Source organism: Leifsonia sp. 22587 (genome assembly GCF_052044215.1).
Taxonomy (GTDB): Bacteria; Actinomycetota; Actinomycetes; order Actinomycetales; family Microbacteriaceae; genus Leifsonia; species Leifsonia shinshuensis_C.
The window spans coordinates 1-11,304 of the sequence record NZ_JBQENB010000002.1 but is presented as its reverse complement, the minus strand read 5'-3'; the positions used below and the strand labels follow the sequence as shown (position 1 = coordinate 11,304).

Below are 11,304 nucleotides of genomic sequence, written 5' to 3'. Positions count from 1 at the left end.
CACCATCATCAACGCCATCCCGCGCCCGTGGTGGTGGTACGACTTCCTCACCACCCCGAAACTCGAGTTCGCCTCCCTGTCCTCCACCGGAGGCACCGTCGGCGACCTGCTGAACGCCGCGATGGACCCGTCGATCAACTACGACGACCTGAAGATCATCCGGGAGATGTGGCCGGGGAAGCTGGTCATCAAGGGCGTGCAAAACGTCGACGACGCCCGCACCCTGGTGGATCACGGGGTGGACGGCATCGTGCTCTCCAACCACGGCGGACGGCAACTGGACCGCGCCCCCATCCCCTTCCACCTCCTCCCGTCCGTGGTGCGCGAGGTCGGGCACCACACCGAGGTCGCGATCGACACCGGCATCATGAACGGCGCCGACATCATCGCCGCCTACGCGTTGGGCGCCAAGTTCACGTTGATCGGACGCGCCTACCTCTACGGCCTGATGGCCGGAGGGCGCGCCGGGGTCGACCGCACCATCCAGATCCTCACCGACCAGCTCGTCCGCACCATGAAACTCCTCCAGGTCACCTCGCTTGCCGAACTCGGCCCGCAGCACGTCACGCAACTCACCCGGCTGCAGCCCCTCCGCCGCGACCCCGAGTCCGTCCGCGAGGACACCGACGCCTGACCGGGCAGACATTCGTGCCGAATGCGGCCTCTCCGCACACGAAGGCCCACATTCGTGCCGAATGTCGCCCCGCCCGACCCCTTCACGGCGAGCGCGGGTCACGATTTGTGCCAAATCGCGGCGCCGCGCGACGGTCCGTGCCGACCCCGAGTCCGTCCGCGAGGACACCGACGCCTGATCGGGCCGACATTCGTGCCGAATGCGGCCTCTCAGCACACGAAGGCCCACATTCGTGCCGAATGTCTCCCCGCCCGACCCATGTCGCGGCGAGGGTGGCTCACGATTTGTGCCAAATCGTGGTTATGCGGCGGCGAAAACCGCGATTTGGCACAAATCGTGGAGCGTACCGGCGCGCGCGGGCGGCGGTCAGCGCGGGGTGTACTCGTAGACGACGGCCGACCAGTGGCCCTCGAGCTCGTCCCATGACTCGGGGCCGTGGAAGGCGAGCGCGTACTGGAGGTTGAGGATCGGGCCGAGGATGTCGAGCACGTCGGGGAGGAACGGCGTCCCGGGCGGGAAGCCGAGCCCGAAGCTGTGGATGATGCTGTCGTCGGCCGCCCGCAGCCAGATCCCCCAGCCCTGCGAGACCGGCATCGCGACCACCCGGAAGACGGTGGCGGGGTCGTAGTCGGCGGGGAGGGCGTCCGGCAGCTCGGTCATGCAGCAACGGTACAAGGCGCGCGCGCCGGCGGGAACAAATCGGTGGGCGGAGCAGTTGATTGACGTGTCATCTAAACGAGTGACACCGATCAGGACGAGGACCGCATGACCCCCACCGAGAACGCCGAGCGACTGACCGACCACGAACTGGTCGTGTGGCGGTCGCTGCTCGACACGACCGGCGATCTGCGCCGCCTGCTCTCGGCCGAGCTCCAGAAGGTGGAGCTCTCACCCGGCGACTACGCGGTGCTGCTGGCCCTCACCGAGGCGCAGGGCCGCACCCTGCGGTCGTCCGAGCTGGCCGACGCCATCGACTGGGAGCGCAGCCGGGTCTCGCACCATCTCGGGCGCATGGAGAAGCGCGGCCTCATCCGGCGGACCGAGTGTCCCGGCGACAACCGCGGCGCCTTGGTCGTCCTCACCGAGGGCGGCCTCGACGCCATCCGCCGCGCCAGCGGTCCGCACCTGCGGGCCGTGAAGCGGCTCTTCGCCGACGCACTCAGCCCCGATCAGCTCGACGCCCTCGCCGGCGCGCTCGACAGCATCCGCAGCCACCTCGACCGCACCGCGGCCGACCAGCAGACTTCAGAAGGAAACCGCCCATGACCACCGCCTCCGGGCGACCCCGCGTCGCGATCCTCGGCGTCGGACACGTCGGATCGACGCTCGCACGCATCCTGCTCGACGCCGGCTACGAGGTCGCCGTCGCGGCCTCCGGCGACCCTCAGCGTATCCGGCTCATCGCCTCGGTCGTCATGCCGGGCGCACGCCCGGAGTGGGCGGTGGATGCCGTGGCCGGCGCCGACGTCGTGATCCTCGCCATCCCGCTGCACCGCTTCGCCGGGCTCGACCGCGGGATGCTGGCGGGCAAGGTCGTCATCGACTCGATGAACTACTGGGCGCCGACCGACGGCGTACAGCCGCTGTTCGAGGACACCGACCTCACCAGCAGCGAGATCGTGCAGCGCGAGCTTCCGCGCTCCACCGTCGTCAAGACGTTCAACCACATCGGCTACCACGAGATGGAGGAGGACCGGCGGCTGCCGGGCGATCCGGACCGCCGCGCCCTCGGCGTGGCCTCCGACGATCCGGAGGCGGCCGTGCTCGTGGCGACCCTGATCGAGGACTCGGGCTACGACACCGTCCTCGTCGAGGGCCTGCGCGACGGCGTCGCCTTCGAGCCGGGCGGTCCCGTCTTCGGCGCACGCCTCGACGCGGACGCCTTCCGCGCGGCCGTCGCGGGCGAGAGCGCCGCGGCAGCCGCGGCCTCCGCCGAGATCGCCGCCTGACCGGCGGCGACCGCACCCCACCCGCCCCAACGCACCCAGCACGTCACACCCGAAAGCACACAAATGAACATCGCATCCCCGAGCTTCCCGCTCACCTTCGGCCTGAACACCTTCGGCGACGTCACCAGCGACGCCGACGGCCGGCCCATCTCGCACGCCCAGACCATTCGCGACCTGGTCAGTCACGGGGTCGCCGCCGAGCAGGCGGGGCTCGACTTCTTCGGCATCGGCGAGCACCACCTCGACGACATGCCGCTCTCGGCGGCCGACATCGTGCTCAGCGCCGTCGCCGCGCGCACCGAGCGCATCCACGTGGGGTCCGCCGTCACCGTGCTGAGCTCCGACGACCCCGTGCGCGTCTTCCAGCGCTACTCCACCCTGAACGCCGTGTCGGACGGCCGGGCCGAGGTCATCCTCGGCCGCGGCTCGAGCATCGACTCGTTCCCGCTGTTCGGCTTCGACCTCTCCGACTACGAGCAGCTGTTCGAGGAGAAGACGAACCTGTTCGCCCACCTCCGCGAGGGCGGACCGGTCACCTGGGAGGGCACCACCCGCAGCGGTCTGCGCGACCAGGATGTGGTGCCGCACCTCGAGTCGCCGCTCCCGACCTGGATCGGCGTAGGAGGGAGCCCGGAGTCCGTCATCCGCACCGCGCACTACGGCTTCTCGCTGATGCTCGCCGTCATCGGCGGTCCCGCAGCGCGGTTCGCACCGTACAGCGAGCTCTTCCAGAAGGCGCTGGAGCAGTTCGGGCGGGAGCCGCAGCAGATCGGCCTGCACTCGCCCGGGCACGTGGCCGCCACCGACGAGCAGGCGCGCGAGGAGTTCTGGCCGCACTACCGCGACATGATCGCCAAGGTGAGCGCGACGCGCGGCTTCGCCATCCCGACCGAGGCGTCGTTCCGCCGCGAGCTCGGCCCCGACGGCAGCCTCTACGTCGGCTCGCCGGAGACCGTCGCCGCGAAGATCGCCGCCAACCTGCGGGTCGTCGGCGCCAACCGTTTCGACCTCAAATACGGCATCCCCGGGATGACCGACGAGTCGCTCCTCACGACCATCCGTCTCTTCGGCGACCAGGTCGTCCCCCGCGTCCGCGACCTCCTCGCCTAACCCGCCCCGCCCCCGCCCAGCCCCCGCCGTCGAGTACACGAATAGTGCACGCGACACGCCGCCGGANGTGCACTATTCGTGTACTCGACGGTGGGGCGGGGGCGCGGGTCAGGACTCGGCGGCGGGCGGGCGCTGCAGCACCAGGAAGCGGGCGCCGTAGGCGGGCACGCTCACGGGGAAGCTGGCCAGGTCGTCCACCGTGCCCACCTCGCTGCCGTCCGCCGCGTCCGTCACGGTCGCGCGGTGCGGCAGCGCCTCCGAGCGCACCGTGCCGTCGACCGCGGTATCCGTCATGTTGAGCACCGTCAGCTGCACGACGGGCAGGCCCTGCTCGTCGAGCGTCTCCAGCTCGTGCACCATCACGAGCATCCCGGGATGGGCGACGTCGGGCACGTCCACCTGGCGCGCCGACGCGATGCCCCAGCGGTTCCGGATGCGCAGCAGCTGCCGGAGGCCGCTCGCGAACGAGGTGCGCCGCTTCAGCTGCTCCGGCAGCGGTCCGTAGAGGGCGCGGGCGCGCGGCATCCCGGACGCCGAGCGTTCCGCCTCAGGCGCGACGCCGAGGAGGTCGTGCGCGCCGCGTTCCACCCAGCGGGTGTCTCCCTCGGCGATCAGGTCCGCGACCTGCTCGCGGGGGAGGGTCAGCGCCCCCAGCAGGTCCCATCCGGACAGCGCGAACACCCCGGGCTGCCAGGCGTTGAACGCGGCGAGCAGCAGGTGCGCGTCGCGGATGGCCGGGATGTCGGCCTCCGTGATCGAGTCCAGTGTCGCGTGCCCCTGCGTCGCGGCGATGAGGGATGCGGACGTGCAGGCGATGCCGTTCGTCGTGAACACCAGGTTGTAGTCCGCGGTCGGCGCCGTGATCGCCTCGGTGAGGTCGGCGCGGATCCGCTGGGCCAGCTCGCCGCCGGTGATCTCCTCGCCGCGGAACGTGTAGACGTCGTTCTGGTGCAGGGTCGCCCAGTGGACCAGCTCGTAGGTGAGCTCGTCGTGGTTCTGCATCCCGTGCACCAGGCTCACCGGCTCGACGCCCAGCTCGAGGGAGGTGCGCAGCGTCAGCCGCAGGAACTCGGTGTCCCCGGTCGCGAGCGCGTGGTGGTAGGCGGGGCGGTTGATGAAGTCGTAGGAGAGGTCCGCGCCGACGGCGCCGGTGTCGCGGATGTCCTCGACCGTCAGGTTGAGCTCCTGGAAGGTGAACCCGCCGACCTTGCGCACCATGCCGGCGATGATGTGGTTCGCCGCGTGCGAGAGGGGGTGGCCCTCCGACCAGGCGGGCATCCCCTCGGCGCTCTTCTCGACGCCCAGGAAGCCGTTCGCGTCCAGTCGCAGGGCGCTCGTCCCCAGGTCGCCCAGCGAGTGCAGGGCGTCGCCGATGACGAGCCGCATGCCCGAGAACGTCGGGTCGAGCCAGTTGACCGACGGCTGCCCCTCCTTGAAGTAGTGGAGATACACCCAGCGCCGCGTGATGCCGTCGACGCCGATGACGGGGGCGGTCGCGCTCCAGTTGGTCTCCTTGACGCCGGGCGCGAAGAAGATGACCCGCTGCAGCTCGCCGATGATGTAGCCGCGTTCGGCCAGCGCGGCCTCGGTCGACTCGTCCAGGTTCACCGAGTCGCGGCCGTCGGGGACGTCGGGCAGCAGGTGCCACTCGTCCGGCGGGATCTCGACCATGTGGTAGATGCCGGGGTAGTCCTTGTACGCCATCTCGGCGAGGCGGAAGTCCGCGCCCTTGCCGGTGTGACCCGGCACGATGTCGTCGATGACGCTGCCGCCGTGCTCCTCCGCGACGTCGGTCAGCCGGCGGAACGTCTCCTCGTCGCCGAACGCCGGGTCGATCTGGGTGCCGATCCGGTCGAAGTGGCCGTCGACGCTGGGGGTCTCCTGCCAGCCGCGGATGCCGCCGGCCCGCTTGACCGGGCCGGTGTGGACGCCGTTGATGCCGATCCGCTCGAACGCCGTCCAGAGCTCCGGGTCGGCGAGCGCGGTGAGGAAGGACTCGCCGGGCCGCGTGATCAGCGAGATCGGGTACGCCGTGAACCAGACGTCCGACGTCGACACCGCGCGCCGCGCATCCGGCCGGGCGTAGGGGTTGCGCCACATACTGGGCGAGCCGGAGAGCTGCCGGCTGAGCACGTCCGCATCCTTGAGCATGGATTGGCGCACGAGCCACTCGACGTAGGCCGGGTTCTGCCCGTTGGCGGCCCGCGGGTCGGAGAACGTGCGGCGGATGCTCCCGCCGCGCAGGTTGGCGCGCGGGCGCAGGCGCCGGGGACGGGCCGGGTACAGCTGCTCGTCGTAGGTGATCTCCTCCGGCGGCGCCTCCACCTCCTCGGTTCCGGCGGCGGGCGCGGCCTCCGCGTCCACGATCGTCGGGTCTTGCTCGGTCACCTCGGGTGCCTCGTCGTTCACGCGCTCTCCTTCCGTGACTGCCAACCTAGCCCTGTGCTGCGACGACCCGCGCGGGTCACTCGCTGAGACGTTCGATGAGCTGGCCCTTGGTCAGCTTGGAGACGTTCCGCAGCCCCCGGGTGCGCGCGACATCGCGCAGCGCCTGAACGGTCAGCTGGTCCAGCTCCGGGTCGTGGGGCGCGCTCGTGGTCACCGATCCGGCGTACTCGACGGTCTCGTCGACGCTGTCGTCGCGGACGGTGGGGAGCGGCGGCGTGAGGTCGATCGGAGGGGCGCCGCCGTCCTCCGCGGCGCTCGCCGAGCGAACGCTGCGGCCCACGACCTCCGCGTGCTCCTTCTCGAGTTCTTTGGCGTGCTTCTTGGCCTTCTTCGCCTTCTTGGCGTCCAATTTCGCGGCCGCGTCGCGCGCCTCGGCGACGGCCTCCTCGGCGCGTTCGAACGCCTTCTGCGCGGCCTTCTCGAGCTTCTTCTGCTTCGCCATGCTCTCTCCGTTCCCCAGCTGTCGTCGGCCCCGCCATGAACGGTGCCACGGGGTCGGCGGCAGGGCAAGGCGCGCGACTCTTTCGGATATCAGCAAGCGCTGATATCATCCGCGCATGAACTCATTCTCGGTGCTCGCCGACCCCGTCCGGCGGCGGATGGTGGAACTGCTGGCCGAAGAGGAGGCTCCGGCCGGGCGCGTGGGCGCGGTGATCATGCGGGAGTTCGGCATCGGGCAGCCCGCGGTGTCGAATCAGCTGCGCGTGCTGCGCGACGCCGACGTCGTCACGGCCGAACGGCAGGGGTCCCAGCGGATCTACCGACTGGTGCCGGGAGCGCTCGACGACCTCACCGGCTGGGTCGACCGGTACACCCGGATGTGGTCGCAGCGGCTGGATGCGCTGGAGACCGAGCTGGTGAGGGACCGCTCGCAGCGGGATCCCGGCGCACGACGGCCGGAGGCCCGCTGATGGACCCGCGAACGGTCCGGGCGCTGATCGGCACGCCACGGCATCCTGAGCTGGTGCTCCGGAGGGAGTACCGGGCGACGTCCGGCGAGCTGCGGGACGCCTGCACCTCTCTTCCGCGCCTGGCCCGCTGGTTCGGGTCGGTGGAGGGCGCGCCCTCCGGCGCCGGAGCAGAGTTCCGCGTCGACCTCGGCGGTGACGGCACGGCGACCGGGCGCATCCGGCGCTGCGACGACGACGGTCTCGAGGTGTCGTGGGTCCACGGCGAGGAGCCCGAGAGCATCCTCTCCGCCGAGTGGAGGGACACGGGCGCCGGGCGTGCCGAGCTGACGCTGCGCCATCGGCTCGCGTCGGAGGAGCGGGTCGCGCCGTCCGGCCGGGGCTGGGACGACGCCCTCGCGGCGCTCAACCGGTCGCTGACCGGCGGCGAGGCGGTCGCAGAGGGCGCCGGCGCCTGGGGCCTCATCGGCGCCCGCCCGCTCGAGGTCACGAGAACGGTGGATGCCGAGCCCGAGCGGGTCTGGGCGGCCATCGCCACCGCCGAGGGCCTTCGGACCTGGTGGTGGCGGCACTGGAGCGACGTGACGATCGAGGCGGACGTGCGCGTCGGCGGCCGCTACCGGATCGATGCGCCGGGTGCGGCGATCGCCGTGGAGGGCCGCTATCTCGTGGTCGAACCGCCGCAGCGCCTCGCCTTCGGCTGGCGCTGGATCGACGCCGACGGCTCGAGCGTCGACGAGGCGGTGGACATCATGCTCAGCGCGGCCGGGCGCGGCACCCTGGTGACCGTGCGGCACACCGGGCCGTGGGAGGACGACGCACCGGCGGAGTCGTACCGGCAGGGCTGGGACTTCACCCTCGGCGAACTGGCGGCCGTCCTCGCCGGAGCCCGCGCGCGCAACCCGTAGCAGCCCGCCGTGGTGGGGCGTATGAACGCAGCATGAGAGCACTCACCTGGCAAGCAACCAAGAAGGTCGCCGTCGTGGACGTCCCCGACCCCGTCATCCAGGAGCCGACCGACGCGATCGTGCGCATCACGTCCAGCGCCATCTGCGGCAGCGACCTCCACCTCTACGACGTGCTGGGGCCGTTCCTCGCGAAGGGGGACGTGCTCGGTCACGAACCGATGGGGATCGTGGAGGAGGTCGGCCCGGAGGTGCGGAACGTCCGCGTCGGCGACCGGGTCGTCATCCCGTTCGTCATCGCCTGCGGCACCTGCTTCATGTGCCGCCGCGGCCTGACGACGCAGTGCGAGACCACGCAGAACTACGACCACGGCACCGGCGCCACCCTGTACGGCTACACCGAGCTGTACGGCTCGGTCCCCGGCGGCCAGGCGGAGCGGCTGCGCGTTCCGCTCGCGGACTTCAACGCCTACCGCGTCGGGTCGGAGCTGCCCGACGACCGCTACCTGTTCCTCAGCGACATCCTCCCGACGGCGTGGCAGGGCGTGCAGTACGCGCAACTTCCGGAGCACGGCGTCCTCGGCGTGATCGGCCTCGGGCCCGTCGGCCAGTTCGTCAGCCGGATCGGCGTGCACCTCGGCCACCGCGTCGTCGCCGTCGACCCGGTGCCCGAGCGCCGTGCGATGGCCGAGCGCCACGGAGTGGACACCTTCGACCTCAGTGACGACGTCGCCGACTGGTTCCGCGAGGCCACCGACGGGCGTGGCCCGGACGGCATCGTGGACGCCGTCGGCATGGAGGCGCACGGCAACCCGGGGACGGCGGCGGTGCAATCGGCAGTCGGCCTGCTGCCGGATCCGGTGGCGCAGAAGCTGATGACGACGGTCGGGGTGGACCGGATGGCGGCCATGACGCTCGCCTTCGACGCCGTCCGCCGGGGCGGGACGGTCTCCCTGAGCGGCGTCTACGCCGGCGTCGCCGATCCGGTGCCGTTCATGAACCTGTTCGACAAGCAGGTGACGCTGCGGATGGGGCAGTGCAACGTCCACGCCTGGCGGGACGAGCTGCTCCCACTCGTGGAGGACCCGGCCGACCCGCTCGGAACCGAGGACCTGGTCACGCACCGCGTGCCGCTGGAGGAGGCGGCGCGGATGTACGACGTCTTCCGCGACAAGGAGGACGGCTGCATCAAGGTGGTCCTCACGCCCTGAGCGCGCCGCTGGCGACGGCGGGCACACGCCGGGTGCCGGCTGGGCGCCGGTCGGGCACCGGCGGGCGCCGGTCGGGCGTGACCACGGGCGCGGCACTCGCTAGAGTCGCTCCCGTGACCATCCCGCTCACCGTCATCCAGCGTTCGCCCGACCCGGAGTCGCCGGGCGAGTCCCGTGACCGCCGGCCGACCGTCGCCGAGCGGTTCCGCATGATGGGCCGCAGCCGCCTCGGCGCGCTGCTGCTCGTCGCCGCGACGCTCGTCGCGATCGTCTGGGCGAACATCTCCTTCGCCGGCTACGAGGAGTTCTGGGAGACGCACCTCACCGTCGGCGTGGGCGATCTCACCCTCGACTTCACCCTCCACTCGCTCGTCAACGACGCCCTCATGGCGATCTTCTTCTTCACCGTGGGGCTGGAGGTGCGGCGCGAGTTCGCGATCGGCGAGCTGACCAGCTGGTCGCGCGCCGTCGTGCCCGTCGTCGCCGCCGTCTTCGGCCTGGCCGTCCCCGCCGTGATCTTCGTGCTGTTCACGGCCGGGACGGGGATGCAGCACGCCTGGGGCGTCGTCATCTCGACCGACACGGCGTTCCTGGTCGGCGCGCTGGCCCTGGTCGGGCCGCACGCGACCGGCCGCCTCCGCGTGTTCCTGCTCGCGCTCGCCGTGGTCGACGACATCGGCGCACTCAGCATCATCGCGCTCGTCTACACCGAGCATTTCAACCCGATCCCGCTCATCGTCGCGGCCGTCGGGCTCGTGGGCGTCTACTTCACGCGCTACCTGCGGGGCGGCCGCGGACCGGTGTACGCGACGCTCGCGATCATCGTCTGGCTGGCGTTCCTGGCGTCCGGCGTGCATCCCACCCTCGCCGGTGTCGCCATCGCCCTGCTCGTGCCCGTGTACCGGCCGAACCGGCGGGATGTGGAGCACGCGCTCGACCTCGCCCGCACGTTCCGGCAGTCGCCCAACACGGAGTACGCCCGCGCCGCCGCCAACAGCCTGCGCGAGTCGATCTCGATCAACGAGCGCTTGCAGTCCGCCTGGGGACCGTACGTCGCCTACGTGGTGCTCCCGCTCTTCGCGCTGGCGAACGCCGGCGTCCGGCTGAGCGGCGACATCCTGATGGGCGCGCTCGTCTCTCCGATCGCGTGGGGCGTGCTCGTGGGGCTGGTCGTCGGCAAGTTCATCGGCGTGTTCGGGTCGGCCGCGCTGCTGCGCGTGCTGCGGATCGGCGAGTTCGGCCCGGGCCTCACGCTCGACCGGCTCGCCGGGGGAGCGGCGCTGTGCGGCATCGGCTTCACGATCTCGCTGTTCATCGTCGACCTCGCCATCCCCGACGAGGCCGCGCAGAACGCGGCGCGCGTCGGCGTTCTAGCCGCCACGCTGGTCGCGTTCGGTGTCGCCACGGTCGTCTTCCGTATCTCCGACGCCCACCGTCCGAAGGACGAGGCCGGCCTGACGCTCGTCCGCCCGGTCGACCCGGCGCGCGACCACGTCTTCGGCTCGCCGGATGCGCCCTACGAGATCGTCGAGTACGGCGACTTCCAGTGCGGTTTCTGCCTGAAGGCGACGGGCTCGGTGTTCGAGGTGCAGCGGGAACTGGGCGACCGGCTGCGCTACGTCTGGAGGCACGCCCCGCTGACCCGGTTCCACCCGAACGCGCTCGCCGCGGCGGAGGCGTCGGAGGCGGCGGCGAAGCAGGGGATGTTCTTCGAGTTCGAGCGCGCCCTCTTCGCCGACCAGGAGCACCAGCTGCCCTCCGACATCCTGCGCCGCGCCGAGGAGCTGGGTCTCGACCTGGACCGCTTCGAGGCGGACCTCAGCTCGCCGGAGGTCGCCGCGCGCGTCCGCGACGACATGCTGGACGCGGAGGCGATGGACATCACGGCCGTCCCCACCTTCTTCATCAACGGACGCCGCCACGTCGGCCCCTACGACGCCCAGTCGCTCATCCGCGCGCTGCAGGCGCCCGCCGAGGGCGGCGCGGCCGCCCAGACGCCGGCGTAGCCGGCGCGGAGCCGGGGCGGGGCTGCTTCCGTCGGAGATCCGCGACCGTCCGTCGGAGATCCAGCCGCTTCCGGCGCGCATCTCCCGCCGCAGAGCCTTGCGTCGGAGATTCCGGACCCGTTCTCCGACGATC

The 11,304-nt window shown here is 71.4% G+C and carries 11 protein-coding genes; 8 read left to right on the top strand and 3 right to left on the bottom strand.

The genetic code is table 11. The features are described 5' to 3' along the window. On the top strand, positions 1 to 634 hold a 634-nt coding region (locus ACTJI1_RS07995; RefSeq protein ID WP_440742204.1), incomplete at its 5' end, for an alpha-hydroxy acid oxidase. 366 nt (positions 635 to 1,000) lie between these two features. Here ACTJI1_RS07995 and ACTJI1_RS07990 read toward each other — a convergent pair. Continuing rightward, positions 1,001 to 1,294: a hypothetical protein gene (locus tag ACTJI1_RS07990; protein ID WP_310128096.1), complete on the bottom strand. Its 294-nt coding sequence runs from the start codon at positions 1,292 to 1,294 to the stop codon at positions 1,001 to 1,003. Positions 1,295 to 1,399: 105 nt separating this feature from the next. On the opposite strand from ACTJI1_RS07990, the gene ACTJI1_RS07985 reads away from it, so the two are divergent. From ACTJI1_RS07985 to ACTJI1_RS07975, 3 genes are all read left to right on the top strand, one after another. Continuing rightward, complete coding sequence (locus tag ACTJI1_RS07985; RefSeq protein WP_440742203.1) at positions 1,400 to 1,900, top strand: MarR family winged helix-turn-helix transcriptional regulator; 501 nt, start codon at positions 1,400 to 1,402, stop codon at positions 1,898 to 1,900. Next, positions 1,897 to 2,583: an NADPH-dependent F420 reductase gene (locus ACTJI1_RS07980; protein WP_440742202.1), complete on the top strand. Its 687-nt coding sequence runs from the start codon at positions 1,897 to 1,899 to the stop codon at positions 2,581 to 2,583. The genes ACTJI1_RS07985 and ACTJI1_RS07980 overlap by 4 nt, the downstream gene beginning before the upstream one ends. A 63-nt stretch (positions 2,584 to 2,646) precedes the next feature. Beyond that, positions 2,647 to 3,693 (top strand): LLM class flavin-dependent oxidoreductase, encoded by a 1,047-nt coding sequence (locus ACTJI1_RS07975; protein WP_440742201.1) that lies wholly within the window; start codon positions 2,647 to 2,649, stop codon positions 3,691 to 3,693. A gap of 108 nt (positions 3,694 to 3,801) precedes the next feature. Here ACTJI1_RS07975 and treS read toward each other — a convergent pair whose 3' ends face one another. Then, a complete protein-coding gene (gene treS / locus ACTJI1_RS07970) occupies positions 3,802 to 6,102 on the bottom strand; it encodes a maltose alpha-D-glucosyltransferase (protein WP_440742200.1) in 2,301 nt (766 codons plus the stop codon). Between the two features lie 55 nt (positions 6,103 to 6,157). Continuing rightward, complete coding sequence (locus tag ACTJI1_RS07965) at positions 6,158 to 6,583, bottom strand: Rho termination factor N-terminal domain-containing protein (protein WP_440742199.1); 426 nt, start codon at positions 6,581 to 6,583, stop codon at positions 6,158 to 6,160. A gap of 115 nt (positions 6,584 to 6,698) precedes the next feature. On the opposite strand from ACTJI1_RS07965, the gene ACTJI1_RS07960 reads away from it, so the two are divergent. The 4 genes from ACTJI1_RS07960 (at position 6,699) to nhaA (ending at position 11,171) form a co-directional block, all read left to right on the top strand. After that, the gene (locus ACTJI1_RS07960; RefSeq protein WP_440742198.1) at positions 6,699 to 7,052 is read left to right on the top strand and encodes an ArsR/SmtB family transcription factor; all 354 of its coding nucleotides are present in this window, start codon (positions 6,699 to 6,701) and stop codon (positions 7,050 to 7,052) included. After that, on the top strand, positions 7,052 to 7,957 hold the full coding sequence (locus ACTJI1_RS07955; RefSeq protein WP_440742197.1) for an SRPBCC family protein: 906 nt from the start codon (positions 7,052 to 7,054) through the stop codon (positions 7,955 to 7,957). Before ACTJI1_RS07960 ends, ACTJI1_RS07955 begins: the two co-directional genes overlap by 1 nt. 32 nt (positions 7,958 to 7,989) lie before the next feature. Beyond that, the gene (locus ACTJI1_RS07950) at positions 7,990 to 9,165 is read left to right on the top strand and encodes an alcohol dehydrogenase catalytic domain-containing protein (protein ID WP_440742196.1); all 1,176 of its coding nucleotides are present in this window, start codon (positions 7,990 to 7,992) and stop codon (positions 9,163 to 9,165) included. A 113-nt stretch (positions 9,166 to 9,278) separates the two neighbouring features. Further along, on the top strand, positions 9,279 to 11,171 hold the full coding sequence (gene nhaA, locus ACTJI1_RS07945; RefSeq protein WP_440742195.1) for a Na+/H+ antiporter NhaA: 1,893 nt from the start codon (positions 9,279 to 9,281) through the stop codon (positions 11,169 to 11,171). Positions 11,172 to 11,304 lie beyond the last annotated feature (133 nt).